Source organism: Agrobacterium sp. T29, from assembly GCF_006970545.1.
GTDB lineage: Bacteria > Pseudomonadota > Alphaproteobacteria > Rhizobiales > Rhizobiaceae > Agrobacterium > Agrobacterium leguminum.
Window position 1 is genome coordinate 868,641 of the sequence record NZ_CP040641.1, and the last position, 17,986, is coordinate 886,626.

At 60.0% G+C, this 17,986-nt stretch carries 13 protein-coding genes and 1 pseudogene; 7 read left to right on the forward strand and 7 right to left on the reverse strand.

Annotation, left to right across the window (positions count from 1 at the left end; translation table 11 throughout):
- Positions 1 to 13 precede the first annotated feature (13 nt).
- Positions 14 to 1,009 (reverse strand): SIS domain-containing protein, encoded by a 996-nt coding sequence (locus FGF54_RS19075; RefSeq protein ID WP_003519544.1) that lies wholly within the window; start codon positions 1,007 to 1,009, stop codon positions 14 to 16.
- Between the two features lie 112 nt (positions 1,010 to 1,121).
- Positions 1,122 to 1,487, reverse strand: coding sequence for a PAS domain-containing protein (locus tag FGF54_RS19080; RefSeq protein ID WP_142780765.1), 366 nt, complete (start codon positions 1,485 to 1,487; stop codon positions 1,122 to 1,124).
- A gap of 162 nt (positions 1,488 to 1,649) precedes the next feature.
- Here FGF54_RS19080 and FGF54_RS19085 point away from each other — a divergent pair, with 162 nt between their 5' ends.
- Both FGF54_RS19085 and uppP read left to right on the forward strand, forming a co-directional pair.
- Positions 1,650 to 1,901, forward strand: coding sequence for a hypothetical protein (locus FGF54_RS19085; protein ID WP_168208189.1), 252 nt, complete (start codon positions 1,650 to 1,652; stop codon positions 1,899 to 1,901).
- A gap of 6 nt (positions 1,902 to 1,907) precedes the next feature.
- A complete protein-coding gene (gene uppP / locus FGF54_RS19090) occupies positions 1,908 to 3,407 on the forward strand; it encodes a polysaccharide biosynthesis protein UppP (protein ID WP_142780767.1) in 1,500 nt (499 codons plus the stop codon).
- A gap of 59 nt (positions 3,408 to 3,466) precedes the next feature.
- On the opposite strand, the gene galU is transcribed toward uppP, so the two are convergent.
- Positions 3,467 to 4,354 carry a UTP--glucose-1-phosphate uridylyltransferase GalU gene (galU, locus tag FGF54_RS19095; protein WP_142780768.1) on the reverse strand — a complete coding sequence of 296 codons (888 nt, stop codon included), beginning with the start codon at positions 4,352 to 4,354 and terminating at the stop codon, positions 3,467 to 3,469.
- A gap of 195 nt (positions 4,355 to 4,549) precedes the next feature.
- Here galU and FGF54_RS19100 point away from each other — a divergent pair, with 195 nt between their 5' ends.
- From FGF54_RS19100 to FGF54_RS19115, 4 genes are all read left to right on the forward strand, one after another.
- Positions 4,550 to 5,773, forward strand: coding sequence for a lytic murein transglycosylase (locus FGF54_RS19100; RefSeq protein WP_003519550.1), 1,224 nt, complete (start codon positions 4,550 to 4,552; stop codon positions 5,771 to 5,773).
- Between the two features lie 63 nt (positions 5,774 to 5,836).
- On the forward strand, positions 5,837 to 7,072 hold the full coding sequence (locus FGF54_RS19105; RefSeq protein WP_142780769.1) for an SGNH family hydrolase: 1,236 nt from the start codon (positions 5,837 to 5,839) through the stop codon (positions 7,070 to 7,072).
- Between the two features lie 248 nt (positions 7,073 to 7,320).
- Positions 7,321 to 7,995 (forward strand): response regulator transcription factor, encoded by a 675-nt coding sequence (locus tag FGF54_RS19110; RefSeq protein WP_142780770.1) that lies wholly within the window; start codon positions 7,321 to 7,323, stop codon positions 7,993 to 7,995.
- Positions 7,992 to 9,347 (forward strand): HAMP domain-containing sensor histidine kinase, encoded by a 1,356-nt coding sequence (locus tag FGF54_RS19115; protein ID WP_142780771.1) that lies wholly within the window; start codon positions 7,992 to 7,994, stop codon positions 9,345 to 9,347. Before FGF54_RS19110 ends, FGF54_RS19115 begins: the two co-directional genes overlap by 4 nt.
- Positions 9,348 to 9,431: 84 nt before the next feature.
- On the opposite strand, the gene FGF54_RS19120 is transcribed toward FGF54_RS19115, so the two are convergent.
- From FGF54_RS19120 to gltB, 3 genes and pseudogenes are all read right to left on the reverse strand, one after another.
- Positions 9,432 to 10,886 (reverse strand): glutamate synthase subunit beta, encoded by a 1,455-nt coding sequence (locus tag FGF54_RS19120; RefSeq protein WP_127755537.1) that lies wholly within the window; start codon positions 10,884 to 10,886, stop codon positions 9,432 to 9,434.
- A 15-nt stretch (positions 10,887 to 10,901) separates the two neighbouring features.
- Entirely contained in the window at positions 10,902 to 11,060 is a 159-nt protein-coding gene (locus FGF54_RS27335; protein WP_168208140.1) for a hypothetical protein, read from the reverse strand.
- A gap of 8 nt (positions 11,061 to 11,068) precedes the next feature.
- Positions 11,069 to 15,715 (reverse strand): annotated as a pseudogene (gene gltB / locus FGF54_RS19125) (glutamate synthase large subunit); the annotation flags it as partial.
- A gap of 471 nt (positions 15,716 to 16,186) precedes the next feature.
- Here gltB and FGF54_RS19130 point away from each other — a divergent pair.
- Positions 16,187 to 17,239 carry a low specificity L-threonine aldolase gene (locus FGF54_RS19130; RefSeq protein WP_142780773.1) on the forward strand — a complete coding sequence of 351 codons (1,053 nt, stop codon included), beginning with the start codon at positions 16,187 to 16,189 and terminating at the stop codon, positions 17,237 to 17,239.
- Between the two features lie 30 nt (positions 17,240 to 17,269).
- Here the strand turns inward: FGF54_RS19130 and FGF54_RS19135 are convergent, their stop codons facing one another.
- On the reverse strand, positions 17,270 to 17,959 hold the full coding sequence (locus FGF54_RS19135; protein WP_142780774.1) for a response regulator transcription factor: 690 nt from the start codon (positions 17,957 to 17,959) through the stop codon (positions 17,270 to 17,272).
- Between the last annotated feature and the right edge of the window lie 27 nt (positions 17,960 to 17,986).

Here is a 17,986-nt window from a genome sequence, read left to right on the forward strand (position 1 = left end):
ATCGGCGGTGGCTTCAAGCCACGCCAATTCTCAAGAGATCGTGGAAATGCACCAGCCCGATGGGCCGGTTGTCGTCATCGATGACAATCAGCGCGCCAATGTGGAATTTTTCCAGCGTTGCCAGCGCGCTGGTCGCCAGCACCGATTTTTTGACGGTCTTCGGCGTGCGGGTCATGATGTCGTCGACCGTCATCTCGGCGAGGTTGCGCGACAGGTTTCGTGCCATATCGCCTTCGGTGACGATGCCGCACAGGCGGCCATCCTCGTCCAGAATGCCGACACAGCCGAAATGCTTGCGGGAGAGAACCCCGACCGCTTCCGGCATGGCCGTTCCCTTGTTGACCAGCGGCACACGATCGCCGGTATGCATGATATCGCTGACCAGCGTCAGGCTCGCCCCCAGCTTGCCGCCGGGATGAAACACCTTGAAATCGCCCGCGGTGAAATTGCGCGCCTCCAGCAGCGCAACGGCAAGGGCATCGCCCAGCGCAAGCTGCATCAACGTAGAGGTCGTGGGCGCAAGGCCGAGCGGGCAGGCTTCCTGCTCATTGGGAACCAGCAGCACGATATCGGAAGCCTGTGCCAGCGATGAATTTTCCGAGCAGGTGAGCGCGATCAACGGAATGGAGAAACGGCGCGAATAGTTGATGATGCTGCGCAGTTCGGCGCTTTCGCCGCCCTTGGAAATGGCCAGCACCACATCATCGCCGCCGATCATGCCCAGATCGCCGTGATTGGCCTCCGCCGCATGCACAAAAAAGGCAGGCGTTCCGGTGGAGGCGAAGGTGGCGGCAAGCTTCGCGCCTATGTGGCCGCTTTTACCGACCCCGGTAATGATGAGACGGCCATTCGACTGGCCGATGGTCTCGATCGCCTTGCAGAAGGGGTCTGAAAGACCGTTCCTCAAAGCATCCTCAAGGGCGGCAAGGCCAGCCCGCTCCATCGAAATCGTCCGCACGGCGGATTCGATGGCATTGTCTTCGACCAGTTTGACGGCGCGCGTAATCATGGCCGACTGTTACTCTTTCAGCCGGAATAAGTCCACTCTCCAGCCCGTCGGCGCGGGGTTTTAGTCGATGTCGTCCGAAAATGTTCGACGGTTTCAGTCCAACGACATGTCATCAATGACGCCGGTCCGGCGGAGAAATCTCCTCCATCGTTCCAAGCCGCTTGAAAGGGATGTTTTCCTCGTCGACCAGATATCGCCCGAGCGTCCTTACCCATGAGACCGAGCCGTCGCTGCGGCGCACGGCATATTCCTGATTATAAAAACTCGCGGCCTTGAGCGTGGTCAACGCCGTTTCGATCACATGGTTTCGATGATCGAGGTCCACTTTTTCAAGCATCTGAAAAATGCTGATGCCCTGCATCGCTTCCCGAAGCGGAATCCCGAAGAGTTCAGCACATACTTCGTCTAGATAGAAACGGTCATTGGTAATATCCCAACAATAAAAACCGACCTGCTTGGTGTTCAAAACGGGATTCATGAAACGACGCTGTCACACAAAATAAAATTCAATACCACTTGCTGAGCAATAGAAGATCAGCCCTCATAAACTATAGGGCGATTCCGTGCCAAATTGAAACGTTTTAATCTTCTCATATTAGAATTTTTTTGCATTTATGACTATTCTTCTCCAGTAATCGAGGTGAGTGAAATCGAGCCGCCCGATTCAGCGATGGATGTCGCTGCTTTTCCCTCGCCTGCCATAACACTGAAATCCCGGCGATCTTTATCAACTGTTAACCATAAAAAACCTATTGTTAAAGCGATGTTAAAACTTGCGTCGCCTGTCTGGTCCCTGGTTTCTTCACGTCATTTCATCGGCCTGTCACTCATCGGGCCTGAGGAGATGTCTTGGTGGCCCTTCGATCCGGCATCGGCCAAACTCGCCGGGTGAAAAGGAATGAACGTGAAGGGCACCGCCACACGTCTGCCGACGTCGCGGAAAGCAGCAACCCTGCTGCTCGCCTGCACGATTTTTTACCCCCAGGGAAACACCTTCGCGCAGACTGCAACGACAGCCATACCAGTCTTGCCGGGCAGCGCTTCTGCCGTCGACGGAGCAGCTTCACCCACGCCGGCGACGGACAGTGGGGTGAGCACTGGCACTGTCCCTGCCACAGCTACACCCACGCCCGCACCGCAACTCTGGCGTCCGTCCAACAATCCCGGCGATCCGATTTACGAACAGCAGGACGAAGCGGGCCAACCCTATGCCGAGGCCGAAAACCCCTATGAGCCGACGGTGGACGGTGGCGAAAATCCACGGATAGCGACCGAACCCGGCCAGACGCCCGGCATCCGGCTCGGCACATTCCTGCTGCGGCCTTCGATCAGCCAGACGATCAATACGGAAAAGCAGACGAATACCGGCGGTCCTTCCAGACGCAATTATCTGACGACAGGCATACGCGGTACGCTCACCAGCGACTGGTCCCGTCACGCTTTGACGGTGACGGGCGACGGCGCCTGGGAGAGGAACTTCGGTAGCGACAAGGACGGTGAAGAACCCCGGGCAAGGATAGAGGCCGATCTGCGCCTTGATCTCGGTAAAGAAACGACGGCCAATCTCAAGGCCGGTTATGAATTCAGCCGCGAGGACACGACTGACCCCAATGCTCTCACCGGCGCTGCCGTGCAGGGCGGCGAACACCGCTTCACCACCAGCGCATCGATAGAGCGGGATTTCGGCAAGCTGCGCGGCCTGGCGGCGCTCGATCTCTCGCGCACGGTCTATACGGATGCGAAAGGCGTCGACGGCCGGCCGATCAGCCTCAGTGACCGCGACCAGAACGGCGCGAACCTGCGCGGACGCATCGGCTACGAATTGTCGCCGGCGCTCATCCCCTTCCTCGAACTGAATGCCGGGACGACCAAATATGACAGGCGTCTCGACAATTCGGGCTATGCCCGCTCCTCCAATGCCTATGGGGCGAAGGTCGGCGCGGAAGTCGATCTTGGCGAGAAGACCCGCGGCGAGGCCGCCATCGGCTATCTGCGCAAGCAATATGACGACGATCGCCTCGCCTCGATCGGCGCATTGACGCTGGATGGCGAACTCAACTGGTCACCCCAGCGCGGCACGAATGTCAATCTTGGCCTGCGCACGACGATAGAGGACTTTGCCGGCGGACCGCAGGGTGGCTGGATTTCCTATCGGCTGGATGCCGGCCTGACCCACGAATTGCGCAGCAACCTCGTTGCCCGCCTGACGGGGCAGATCGTGCATCGCACATTCCCCTCTTCCGACATGGAAAACGCCGTGGAATATACCGCAGGCGCCGGCCTGACCTGGGGGCTGAACCGCTATCTCGACCTGACGGCGGACGTCAGCTACCAGTGGACACCGGTTTACGACAGCAGTGAGCTGCGCGTCGGCGCAGGACTTGTCCTCAAGCGATAGGCTTCGGCCAAAAAGAAATCCCGGCGCTGAGGCCGGGATCCCGTTTCTGTTCTGGTGGATTATTTCAACCCGTCGATCAGAGCCTTGATCGGCTCTTCGATCGCAGGGCGAATATCGCCACGCTCCAGCGCGAAGGCGACGTTGGCAAGAATGAAACCATCCTTGGCGCCGCAATCGAAGGTCTGGCCACGGAAATGATAGCCGGAGAATTCCTGCGACTTGGCGAGCGTCAGCATGCCGTCCGTCAGCTGGATTTCGTTGCCGGCGCCACGCTCCTGATTTTCGAGAATGTCGAAAATCTCGGGCTGAAGAATATAACGGCCGTTGATGTAGAAATTCGACGGCGCCGTACCCTTGGCAGGCTTTTCGACCATTTCAGTGATCTTGAAACCTTCGCCCACGGTGTCGCCAACACCGACGATGCCGTATTTATGCGTCTGGTCGGGAGCGCATTCCTGCACCGCGATAACGTTGCCCTGGGTCTGGTCATAAAGTTCGACCATGCCCTTGAGGCAGCTTTTCTGCGAATGCATGATCATATCGGGCAAGAGCACGGCGAAAGGCTCGTCACCGACGATATCACGGGCGCACCAGACCGCATGGCCAAGACCGAGCGGCACCTGCTGGCGCGTGAAGCTCGCGGTGCCCGCCTTGGGCAGAAGGCCGGCCAGCAATGTCAGCTCGGCATTCTTGTTGCGCTCGCGCAGCATCTGTTCAAGTTCAAATTGAATATCAAAATAATCTTCGATCACCGCCTTGCCGCGGCCGGTGACAAATACAAAATGCTCAATGCCCGCTTCCGCCGCCTCATCGACGACGTATTGAATGACCGGCTTGTCGACGACGGTGAGCATTTCTTTCGGAACCGCCTTGGTTGCGGGCAGGAAACGCGTGCCGAGACCTGCGACCGGAAATACGGCCTTCCGAATTTTCTTCTGTTCTACCACATATCCCTCCTGAGAGATAAAACTTGATCACAATCCCCGCACGCTGTTGTTATTTCAAAAATAACAACGTTTTGTAAAGGGTGACGCTACCATCTATTAATGGTAAAGAATTTGTTGACGTTCTTTTGTTATCCATGATGACGCCCGATGCGTTTTCGCAATCGAAATGACATTCGAGAGAACGAAAGACAGACGATGACAAAGATGATCCTTTCAGATGTCCGCAAATTCGGCTGCATGGTGGTTGCAGGCCTGGCAATCTCGCTGGCGCCCGTTTCGGCCCGCGCCGATCAGGGATTCCGTCAGTGGATCAACCAGTTCTATGCAACAGCCGCGAAAGAAGGCATTAGCAAGGCGACCTATCAGAAGGCCTTTGCCGGTGTCAGTGAGCCGGATCCCGACGCGCTGCGCAAGGCCACCTTCCAGCCGGAATTCACCACGCAGATCTGGGATTATCTCGATTCCCGCGTCAATCCGTACACGGTGCGGATCGGCCGCGAGATGAAGATGAAGCACGCGACGACCCTCAACTGGATCGAGCGTAACTTCAATGTCGACAAGCACATCATTCTCGCCATCTGGTCGATGGAATCGAATTACGGCGCGGTTCTCGAAAAACCCGAACGTCTGCACAACATCCCGCAGGCGCTGGCAACGCTCGCCTATTCCGATCCCAAACGCGCCAAATTCGCGCGCACGCAATTGATCGCCGCTCTGAAGATTCTCCAGGCGGGCGATGTCACGCCGAAACAGCTGACAGGCTCCTGGGCGGGCGCGATGGGTCATACCCAGTTCATTCCCACCAGCTACCTGCTTTATGCGGTGGATGCGGATGGCAACGGCAAGCGCGACATCTGGCACTCGGTTCCGGACGCGCTGGCAACCGCAGCCAATCTTCTTTCCAAGAACGGCTGGGAGCCCGGCCGGACCTGGGGTTATGAAACCGCCGTTCCGCGTGGCGGCGCCCGTTATGAAGGGCAGACGAAGACCATTGCGGAATGGACGAAGCTCGGCTTTGCCCGCCCGAACGGCAAGAACTTCACGCGCGGTTCCGATCGCGCCATGCTGAAATTGCAGGGCGGAGCAAACGGCCCCGGCTTCCTGATGATGAAGAACTTCTTCACCATCAAGAAATACAACGCCTCCGACAGCTATGCGCTCGCCGTCGGCCTGCTTGCGGATGAGATCGCCGGTTATGGCGGCATGCAGCAGAAATGGCCGCGCCCCGATGGGACGCTGGACATTCGTGAAAAATTCGAGCTGCAGACCCGCATGAAGGAGCTCGGCTATTATGACGGCGAGGTGGATGGGAACTTCGGCTCCGGGTCGAAAGCAGCCATCAGCGCCATCCAGTCGCGCATGGGTATGGAAACCGACGGCCAGCCGTCGCAGCGGTTGCTGAGAGCCTTGCGCAATTGATAATGTGCCGGTGAATTCGGCGGCGGCGTGAGCGCCGCCGATGCATCCGGAAAGGTTGATGTCATGAGTAGGAAACCTGCGGCGAAGAACGGAAGAACCGGCTGGCGTTTCTGCGCCGTCCTTCTTTCCGCTGTCCTTACCGTGCCGCTCGTTCCTTCCGAAAGCTTCGCCCAGGAGCAACGGCGCACCCTGTTTGAAATGCTCTTCGGCAGACCGGTGGGCCGCGATGGCGGATCCGGGCGCGAATACCAGCCCCGCAACCGCCGCGATTTTCCGTCTGCTCCGCGTGAAAGATCGGTCACCCGCCCGCAACCCGCCAGAAAAGCGCCCTCGGTTGTGCAGATGCGGACCGCAAAGCCGGAGCCTGCCGCCAAGCTTGAAAATGCGCGGCGCGTTCTGGTCATCGGCGATTTTCTCGCCGGCGGCATGGGTGAAGAACTGGTCAATGCCTTCGCCAGTTCGCCTGCAATCGCCGTCGATGTGCGTGCAAATGGTTCTTCCGGCCTCGTCCGTACCGATTATTACGACTGGTTCACCAACCTGCCGCAATTCATCAGCGAGACCAAACCGGCCACCATCGTCATCATGATGGGATCGAACGATCGCCAGCAGATGCAGATCGGCGATATCAGGGAAAAATTCGGCACGGAGGTCTGGTTCAAGGAATATGAGAGGCGGATCGACGAGCTTCTGGCCCTTGCCGAGCGCCAAAAGGTGCCGCTCTTGTGGGTTGGCCTGCCCGCCTTCCAGTCGTCGTCGCTTTCGGCCGATCTTGTCGGTTTCAACCGGCTTTATCGCAGCCATGTCGAGAAATATGGCGGCGAATTCGTCGACGTCTGGGACGGTTTCGTCGATGAGGCGGGAAAATTCGTCATCACCGGTTACGACATGAACGGCCAGCAGGCGCGCCTGCGCGAGGCTGATGGCATCGGCATGACCCAGGCCGGCAAACGCAAGCTTGCATTTTACGTCGAAAAATTCGTGCGCAGGCACCTCGATAGCGCCGGGCCGGACCTCGTGAAACTGGACGGCAGCAATCTGCCGGCGCTCACCTCCCTGCCCGCACTCGGCATCGATGCCGGGCAGGTACGTACCCAGCCTATCAGCCTCACCGATCCCAATCTCGATGGCGGCGACAAGCTGCTGGGCGATGCCCCTTTGGCCGCCGGACCGACACGCGTATCTGTGGTGGAATCGCCACGCGAAAGGTTGACCAAGCGGGGCGAGATGGCCGATGCACCGGCAGGCCGCATCGATGACTATCGTGTGGCGCCCGATACCACACAGGCAAAACAATAGACGCTTTCGCAGCGGCCTGACCGCCCCGCAGCGGGCGTAATGTTTAGGCAATCCGCACATGACAGGATAGGTACAGCTTTGCAGGAATGCGGGGTTGGCCATCCACCATCCCCACTCCCCTTTTTGCATGGCGACATCTATTTGACGGCGACGCCTCGCTTGTCCGTAGCGTCAGCGGCGCCGTCGGTTTTTTGCCTTTCGCCGCGCCCCTTTCCGGAAGGTACGCCGGACAATACCGAGATGAATTCATGCGCCTGCTGCTTGTTGAAGACGAACGCGAAATGGCAGCAGCCCTGTCCGCCGCGCTCCACCGGTTCGATATTATCGTGGATACGGTCGGCACGCTCGATCTTGCCCGTCACGCCATCATGGACGGCGTTCACGATCTTGTCGTACTCGACCGGCAATTGCCGGATGGTGACGGCATCCGGCTTATTGAAGATTTGCGGCTCCTGCCCGTCACCCCGCCCGTTATCGTGCTGACGGCGCAGGGCGCGCTTGTGGATCGCGTGAATGGCCTGAACCTCGGTGCGGACGATTATCTGGCCAAGCCATTTGCCGTCGAGGAACTGCTTGCACGCATTCGCGCCCTGATGCGCCGGCCGGCCGGCGCCGTGACGATGACGGCAAAACTGGGCAGGCTGGAATTCTGCTTCGAAACCCGCGAAGTGCGTATCAAGGGCGAATTTCTTCCGCTGACCAGACGCGAACTGCTGATCCTCGAGGCCCTGTTGCGGCGACAGGGCAGAACGGTGCTGCGCTCATTGCTCGAGGAAGCCGTTTATAATTTCGACGATGAGATCCAGTCCAATGCGCTCGATTCCCATATTTCCCGCTTGCGCCGCAAATTGGCGGCCGCGGATGCGGGCCTTGAGGTCCACGGCATTCGCGGCGTCGGTTACCTGCTGAGGGCAACCTCGTGAAGCTGGCCAGAAGAAAATCGCTCAAGCGCCGGCTCACCATTCAACTGCTGCTGTTCCAGATCGGCAGCCTGTTCTTCGTCACCGCCGCCATTGTCACCTATATGTCGAGCGGCGGCGCAGGCAGCGCGCTGCTCAGCCCGGAGGCGGCCAAGATAACCGCCAACGCGATCATACGGAATGAGGACAATCGGCTGGTTCTCAAAGAAACGCCCGAATTCATCAACCTGCGCAGCAATACCTCCGATTTCTGGTTCGTCGCGGTCAGCGAAAAAGGTGAGATCGTGCAGGGCGGGCAGGTGCCCGAGGCATTCAGCAACATGGATCAGCAGCTGAGCGACATCAGGGTCTCCGACGTGCGCGACGCGGCGCTGTCCTATTCCTACCTCGCCGTGGTGCGCATCGCCGTCGTTCGCCGCGCTTCGGGACCGGCGGGAGAATTCGTCATGATCGGCAAAGGCGGGCCGTTCAGCATGACCTTCCCCGTTCTGTTGTTCTCGAACATATTGATCATGCCTGTCCTCATTCTCATGTCCATCGTGACGGTCGTGACCATCCCCTGGATCATCCGCAGGGAATTTCGCGCCCTTTCCACCATTGCCCGAACGGCGGAAACCATCGATATCGACAGGCGCGGATACCGATTGCCGGATGGCGATATTCCACGGGAGGTGCAGCCGCTCGTGCATGCTGTCAACGGCGCGTTGAAGCGGCTGGACGATGGCTACGAACGGCACAAGCGCTTCATTCTCGATGCCGCCCATGAATTGCGAACCCCCGTCGCCATTCTCCAGACCCGGGTGGAAACCTTGCTGGACGGCCCGGCCCGCAGCAGAATATTGGCGGATGCAAGCCGTATCGCCGTGCTGGCCGAACAATTGCTCGATTTGCAGCGCCTTGGCGGGCAGAAGGCCCCTCTGGTCCCCCTTGATCTTGTCAACCTGTGCAGATCGGTCGTTGCCGATATGGCCCCGCTCGCCATATCACGGGGATATGCGCTGTCCTTCGAACCGGAGGAAGAGCCTATCCTCGCCCTTGCCGACGACGCTTCGTTGCAGCGCGCCCTGATGAACATCGTGCAAAACGCCATAGAACATGGCGGCAATTGCGGCACGATCACGATAAGGGTGGCGGCAAACCGGGTGATAGAGATAGCCGACGAAGGCAATGGTATTCCCGAGGAGGACCGGGAACTGGTTTTCGATGCCTTCCACCGCCTGCGGCCGAAAGATCGCGGCACCGGGCTCGGGCTCAACCTCGTGCAGGAAATCGTCCGTTATCACGGCGGGGAGATTACCATCAGCGATGCTTCCACCGGTGGCGCCTGCTTCCGTATCACCCTTCCCTATTGCTGAAGAAGAAGCCGTCATTTTCACAGCCAAAAGAAAAGGCCTGTTGCGTCTGCAACAGGCCTTTCCGGCTCGTATTGCCGTCGGTGCTTAGCGCGGAAGAACGGTCGCACCCATCAGCGCTTCATCGATCGCACGCGCCGCCTGGCGGCCTTCGCGGATCGCCCAGACCACCAGCGACTGGCCACGGCGCACGTCGCCCGCCGCCCACAGCTTGTCGACCGAGGTTTTGTAGTCCGTTTCGTTGGCGATCACATTGGTGGAGCCGCGACGGTCGGTGTTGAGCGTCAGCTTGCCGTCCATTTCCTTCAGCACGCTGTCCGTGAAGGGACCGGAAAAGCCGATGGCGATGAAGGCGAGATCGGCCTTGATGATAAATTCCGTGCCGGCAATCGGCTTGCGGCGGTCATCCACCTGGCAGCATTTCACGCCGGTCAATACGCCGTCTTCGCCGACGAATTCGAGCGTTGCCACCTGGAACTCGCGGATGGCGCCTTCGGCCTGCGAGGACGAGGTGCGCATCTTGGTTGCCCAGAAGGGCCAGACCGCCAGCTTGTCTTCCTTTTCCGGCGGCATCGGGCGGATGTCGAGCTGCGTGACCTTCACCGCACCCTGACGGAAAGCCGTGCCAACGCAGTCGGATGCGGTATCGCCACCGCCGACAACGACGACATGCTTGCCGCCGGCAAGAATAGGATCGGCCGGCCAGCCGACGCTGTCGATATTTTCGCGACCGACGCGGCGGTTCTGCTGCACGAGGTAAGGCATGGCATCGTAAACGCCATGCAGATCGGCGCCGCCGATACCAGCCGGGCGCGGGGTTTCCGAGCCGCCGCAATAAAGCACGGCATCGTGGTCGGCCAGAAGCGCCTCGACCGTCACATCGACGCCGACATTGACGCCGCAATGGAAGGTGACGCCTTCACCCTTGATCTGTTCGACACGGCGGTCGATGAAGTTCTTCTCCATCTTGAAGTCCGGGATGCCGTAACGCAACAGGCCGCCGGGCTTGGATTCGCGCTCATAGACATGAACCTCGTGGCCGGCGCGGCCGAGTTGCTGCGCCGCCGCCATGCCCGAAGGACCGGAACCGATGATGGCGACTCGTCTGCCGGTGTGGATCGTCGCCGGCTTCGGCACGATGAAGCCCAGCTCGTAGGCCTTGTCGGCAATCGCCTGCTCGACGGTCTTGATGGCGACCGGCGCATCCTCAAGGTTCAGCGTGCACGCCTCCTCACAAGGCGCGGGACAGACGCGGCCGGTAAATTCCGGGAAGTTGTTGGTGGAATGGAGGTTGCGGATCGCCTCTTCCCAATTGTTGTTATAGACCAGATCGTTCCAGTCGGGGATCTGGTTGTGCACGGGACAGCCCGTCGGGCCATGACAGTAGGGAATGCCGCAATCCATGCAGCGCGCCGCCTGCTTCTGCACCTCGGCATCCGACATCGGAATGGTGAATTCGCGGAAATGGCGAATACGATCCGATGCGGGCTGATACTTGCCCACCTGCCGGTCGATCTCCAGAAAACCTGTAACCTTGCCCACGTTTATGTCCTCACATCAAAGCGGAGCGCCTGTCGGGCCCCAGTACCAGTAAGCGAAACCAAAAGCCGCCCCCAGCACGATGAACTCAAATCCGGTCTCGCCGCTCGTCCAGATGATCGCCGTGGGAACGGCGACCGCGATCATCAGCGAGACCAGTTGGTGTAGTATCCTCACGCGGCGGATTACTCCGCCGCCACGCCCATGCGCATGCGCTCCATTTCCTCAAGCGCACGGCGGTATTCGACCGGCATGACCTTGCGGAATTTCGGACGGAACTCGCTCCAGCGGTCAAGTATATCCTTGGCGCGCGACGAGTTCGTGTAATGGAAGTGGTTGGAGATCAGCTGGTAGAGACGCTCCTCGTCGTGGCGCGTCATGTCCTCGGAAACGTCCACGCGTCCCTTGTGCATGAGGTCGCCGCCGTGATGGTGCAGCTTCTCCAGCATATCGTCTTCTTCCGGAACCGGCTCCAGCTCGACCATGGCCATGTTGCAGCGGGTGGCGAAATCGCCCTTCTCGTCGAGAACATAGGCCACGCCGCCGGACATGCCGGCCGCGAAGTTACGGCCCGTTTCACCGAGAACGACGACGATGCCGCCGGTCATATATTCGCAACCGTGGTCGCCGACACCTTCGACAACCGCGACCGCGCCGGAGTTACGCACCGCGAAACGCTCGCCAGCCACGCCACGGAAATAACACTCGCCGGTGATCGCGCCGTAAAGCACGGTGTTACCGACAATGATCGAGTTCTCAGCCACGATCCGGGTGTTTTCCGGCGGGCGCACGATGATGCGGCCACCCGACAGACCCTTGCCGACATAGTCGTTGCCGTCACCCACCAGATCGAAGGTGATGCCGCGTGCGAGGAAAGCGCCGAAGGACTGGCCCGCCGTCCCCTTGAGGGTGACGTGGATCGTGTCGTCCTTGAGGCCCTTGTGACCCCAGCGCTTGGCGAGCGCGCCCGACAGCATGGCGCCGGCGGAACGGTCGACGTTCTTGATCGGCACTTCGAACACGACAGGTTCGCGGTTTTCGAGCGACGGCAGGGACTTCTCGATCAGCTTGCGGTCGAGAATGTCATCGATCGGATGCTTCTGGCGCTCGGTCCAGAAGGTTGCTTCCTTCGGAGCCTCGACCTTGTGGAAGATGCGGCTGAAATCCAGCCCCTTGGCCTTCCAATGCGCCAGCATCTCATCCTTCTCCAGCAGCTCGGAAGCGCCGATGATCTCGTCCAGCCTGGTAACACCAAGCGAAGCGAGGATTTCGCGCACTTCTTCGGCCACGAAGAAGAAGTAGTTGATGACGTGTTCCGGCGTGCCCTTGAAGCGCTTGCGCAGAACCGGGTCCTGCGTGGCAACGCCGACAGGGCAGGTGTTGAGATGGCACTTGCGCATCATGATGCAGCCGGCCGCAATCAACGGCGCGGTGGCAAAGCCGAATTCATCCGCACCGAGCAGCGCGCCGATGATGACGTCGCGGCCGGTCTTCAAACCGCCATCCACCTGCAGGGCAACGCGCGAGCGAAGACCGTTCAGCACCAGCGTCTGCTGGGTTTCGGCAAGACCGATTTCCCATGGGGAACCGGCGTGCTTCAGCGAGGTGAGCGGCGAAGCGCCCGTGCCGCCATCGAAACCGGCAACGGTGATATGGTCGGCGCGCGCCTTGGCGACACCGGCCGCAACCGTGCCGACGCCGACTTCCGACACCAGCTTCACCGAAACATCGGCTTCCGGGTTGACGTTCTTCAGGTCGTAGATCAGCTGCGCCAGATCTTCGATGGAGTAGATATCGTGATGCGGTGGCGGCGAGATGAGGCCGACGCCCGGGGTCGAGTGACGGGTCTTGGCAACGGTCGCATCCACCTTGTGGCCGGGCAGCTGGCCACCTTCGCCGGGCTTGGCACCCTGCGCCACCTTGATCTGCAGCATATCGGCATTGACGAGATATTCGGTCGTTACACCGAAGCGTCCGGACGCGATCTGCTTGATGGCCGAGCGTTCCGGGTTCGGCTTGCCGTTCAACAGCGGCATGTAACGGTCGGATTCTTCACCGCCCTCACCCGTGTTGGACTTGCCGCCGATACGGTTCATGGCAATCGCAAGCGTGGTATGCGCCTCGCGGCTGATCGAGCCGAAAGACATGGCGCCAGTCGAGAACCGCTTGACGATATCAGCCGCCGGCTCAACGTCGTCGATGGAAACCGGCTTGCGGCCGAGCGCTTCCGCCGACTTGACCTTGAACAGGCCGCGAATGGTGTTCATGCGCAGCGCCGTCTCATTCACCATGCCGGCGAATTCGCGGTAGCGATCCTGGCTGTTGCCGCGCACGGCGTGCTGCAGCGAGGCAACGGCATCCGGCGTCCAGGCGTGGCTTTCGCCGCGCATGCGGTAGGCGTATTCGCCGCCGATATCGAGCGTATTGGCAAGGATCGGGTCCTTGCCGAAGGCAGCCGTGTGGCGCGTTACGGTTTCTTCGGCGATTTCGGTCAGGCCGACGCCCTCGATGGAGGTGGCGGTGCCGAAGAAATATTTCTCGACGAATTCCGAAGACAGGCCGATGGCGTCGAAGATCTGCGCGCCGCAATAGGACTGGTAGGTGGAAATGCCCATCTTGGACATGACCTTGAGGATGCCCTTACCAACCGCCTTGATGTAGCGATAGACCACTTCGTCGTCGGAGACTTCCTTCGGGAAGGCACCGTGCTTGTGCATGTCGAGCAGCGTATCGAAGGCGAGATAGGGGTTGATCGCCTCGGCGCCATAACCGGCCAGCAGACAGAAATGGTGGATTTCGCGCGGCTCACCGGTTTCGACGACGAGACCGACGGAGGTGCGCAGACCCTTGCGGATCAAGTGATGGTGCACGGCAGCGGTCGCCAGAAGGGCGGGGATCGCAATACGGTCCGGCCCGAGCTGGCGGTCGGAAAGAACGATGATGTTGTAACCGCCGCGAACGGCCGATTCCGCGCGCTCGCACAAGCGGTCGAGCATTTCAGGCATGCCTTCGGCACCGCGCTCCACATCATAGGTGAAGTCGAGCGTCTTGGTATCGAAACGGTCTTCCGTGTGGCCGATGGAGCGGATCTTTTCCAGATCGCCATTGGTCAGGATCGGCTGGCGCACTTCCAGACGCTTGGCGCGGGCCGCACCTTCATGGTCGAGAATATTCGGGCGCGGACCGATAAAGGACACGAGGCTCATGACAAGCTCTTCGCGGATCGGGTCGATCGGCGGGTTCGTCACCTGCGCGAAGTTCTGCTTGAAATAGGTGTAAAGCAGCTTCGACTTTTCCGACATGGCCGAAATCGGCGTATCGGTGCCCATCGAGCCGATGGCTTCCTGACCGGTGGTCGCCATCGGCGACATCAGGAGCTTGGTATCTTCGCTGGTATAGCCGAAGGCCTGCTGGCGGTCGAGCAGCGACACGTCGCGGCGCAGCGCGCGCGGTTCAACCGGCTTCAGCTCTTCGAGGATGAGCTGCGTGCGGTCGAGCCAGGTGCGGTAAGGGTGCTTGGCGGCAAGCTCGTGCTTCACTTCCTCGTCAGAAACGATGGAGCCCTTTTCCATGTCGATCAGCAGCATCTTGCCGGGCTGCAAGCGCCACTTCTTGACGATGCGCTCTTCCGGCACCGGCAGCGTGCCGGCTTCCGACGCCATGATGATGCGGTCGTCATCGGTGACGAGATAACGCGCCGGGCGCAGGCCGTTGCGGTCGAGGGTCGCGCCGATCTGCTTGCCGTCGGTGAAGGCGACGGCGGCCGGGCCATCCCACGGCTCCATCAGCGCTGCATGATATTCGTAGAATGCCTTGCGTTCGGCAGACATGGACTGATTGCCGGCCCAGGCTTCCGGTATCAGCATCATCACGGCATGGGCCATGGAGTAACCGCCGCGCACGAGGAATTCGAGCGCGTTGTCGAAGCAGGCCGTGTCCGACTGGCCTTCATAGGAGATCGGCCAGAGCTTGGAGATATCGTCGCCGAACAGCACGGAGGAAACCGACGCCTGACGCGCCGCCATCCAGTTGACGTTGCCGCGCAGCGTGTTGATTTCGCCGTTATGGGCGACCATGCGGTAGGGGTGCGCGAGCTTCCAGGACGGGAAGGTGTTAGTCGAAAAACGCTGGTGCACGAGGGCCACGGCGGATTCGAAGCGCGGATCGGCAAGATCCTTGTAATAGGCACCCACCTGATAGGCGAGGAACATGCCCTTGTAGACGATGGTCGAAGACGACAGCGAAACGGGATAGAAATCCTGCGTTTCCTTGCCGCCGCCCTCGTCATAGATGCGGTTGGACAGTACCTTGCGGATCAGGAACAGCTTGCGCTCGAAATCGGCATTGCTCGCGGCATCGCGGCCGGCACCGATGAAGACCTGCACGTGGTGCGGTTCGGTCGCTGCGATATCCGGCGCCTTGGAGAGCGAGGCATTATCGACCGGCACATCGCGGAAGCCGAGGAATTGCTGCCCCTCTTCGCCGATGACGTCGACGATGACCTTCTTGTAATGCTCGATGCGGGAAGGATCACGCGGCATGAAGATGTGGCCGACGGCATATTCACCGGCCTTCGGCAGGGTGACGCCCTGCGCCGCCATTTCCTCGCGGAAGAAGCGGTCGGGAATCTGCACGAGAATGCCCGCACCATCGCCCATCAGGGGATCGGCGCCGACGGCGCCGCGATGCGTCAGGTTTTCAAGGATGAACAGGCCGTCCTTGACGATCTGGTGCGACTTCTGACCCTTCATATGGGCAACGAAGCCGACGCCGCAGGCATCATGTTCATTGGCCGGATCGTAAAGACCCTGCCTTTCCGGCAAACCGCCCGCGAAACGCGCTTTCGCAGAAACGGGTGCGGCCGCAGCCGCGGTGGGACAGTCTGTGGTCAGGGTGGCGGCGGCGATTTCCGCCTGCGGCTTGTTCGTCATTTTTGTCCCTCCTGCAAAATTACTTGCATGGTTTCATGCGAAGATCCGGCTCGACACGAATTTTCGCTTCCCGCAAAATCCGCATTCAATCCGGCTCGACCAAATTTAGGACAGCAAAGCTGTCTCAATTCACGAGGATTTTGGCAGAAACAGGCGAATTTGGCAAGGGCGTGAATCCAATTAGTGAAAGCCCCATTTTGCAGCGAAGTTTCGATACTGACCTATTGCGCGAAACTTTCTTATCGCAACACCCGCAGAGCCATTGCTTTCATTGCCGGATTTGCCAATCGCAATCTTAGGTCATAGAACTTTGCCGTTCATCGCGCCACGCATTCCCAAACCAGAACCCCAGCCATCGGAAAGCCTTCAGAGATGTTTTTTGCTTCAGACAATTGGGCCGGCGCCCACCCTGCCGTCAACGAACGGCTTTCGCGGGAATCCACGCGATTTGCCGCCGCCTACGGCACCAGCGAACTCGATCTCTCCATTGAAAAGCGCTTCAACGAGATTTTCGAGCGCGAGGTCGCGGTGTTTTTCGTCGCCACCGGCACGGCGGCCAATTCGCTTTCGCTGGCCAGCATCGCCCGCGCCGGCGGCCTGACCTTCTGTCATTCCGAAGCGCATGTGATCGAGGACGAGTGCGGCGCGCCGGATTTCTTTTCCGGCATGCGCATGGTCGCCGTCGAGGGACCGAACGGCAAGATGTTGCCGGAGAACCTGATCGAGCGCATTGCGCGTTATCCGCAGGATGCCGTGCATCACGGTCGCGCCGCAGCCATCACCATGACGCAGGCGACCGAGGCCGGCACGGTCTACACGCTCGATGAAATCGACGCCATCGCCAAAATCGCCAAGGACAACGGCCTGCCGCTGCATATGGACGGCGCACGGTTTGCCAATGCGCTGGCCGCCCTCGGTACAACGCCCGCCGAAATGACCTGGAAACGCGGCGTCGACGTCCTGTCTTTCGGCGGCACGAAAAATGGCTGCTGGTGCGCAGAAGCCATCGTCTTCTTCGATCCATCGCTCGCCCGGGATTTTTCCTTCCTGCGCAAGCGCACCGCCCAGCTTTTTTCCAAGTCGCGCTTCATCGCCGCGCAATTCGAGGCCTATCTGCAGGACGATCTGTGGCTCGATCTCGCCAGCCACGCCAATGCCATGGCCAACCGGCTGCGCGCCGGTTTCGCTTCGCTGAACAGCGCCCGCCTTGCCTGGCCGACCCAGGCCAATGAAGTTTTCGCCATTCTGCCAAAGGCCGCCGCAGAAGCCGCCACGGCAAAGGGTGCGAAGTTCTATGACTGGCTGGAGCCGCGCGACATGCCGGAAAAGGTCGGCAAGGACGAAGTGCTGATCCGCATGGTCACCAGCTTTGCGACGACCGAGGCCGATGTGGACGAATTCCTGTCGATCTGCGCCGCCGTTTAAACTATCGGAGGGCGTCGCCTTGCGGCGCCCTCACACCTCCTGCAGCCGATAACCGACACCGGTTTCCGTCAGGATATAACGCGGCTGATCCGGGGTTTTCTCGATCTTCTGGCGAAGCTGGCGCACATAGACCCGCAAATATTGCACATCGGTCAGTTCGTCCCAGACATGCTCCAGCAGGAAACGGTGCGTCAGCACCTTGCCGGCATGCTGCACCAGAACCCGCAGAATGTCATATTCCTTGGGCGAGAGCTTCACCTCCCGATCCTCCACCTTGACGATGCGCCTGACGAGATCGACCGACAGGTCCCCGGTCTGAAACACCGGCCTCTCCCCTTGGGTCTGCAATCGATGGCGCAGGGCGACGCGGATGCGGGCGACGAGCTCATTCATGCCGAAAGGCGTGGTGATGTAGTCATCGGCCCCCAGTTCCAGCGCCTTGACTATACCCGCCTCATCCGTGCGGCTGGAAAGGATGATGACCGGCAGCGCCAGCCCTTCGCCGCGCCATTTCGCCAGAAGATCATGCCCCGACATATCCGGCAGCCCGAGATCGAGAACGACGAGATCGGGCTTGTCCTCACTGACCAATTCCATGGCGACCTTCGCATTCATCGCCTCGCTCACCGCATATTCTTGGGTCGACAGCCCGACACGCAAAAGCTTGCGGATCGGCGGTTCGTCGTCGACGATCAGAATACGAACGGCGGAATTGGTCATTTCCGATCTCCCTCAGCGGCATAGCTG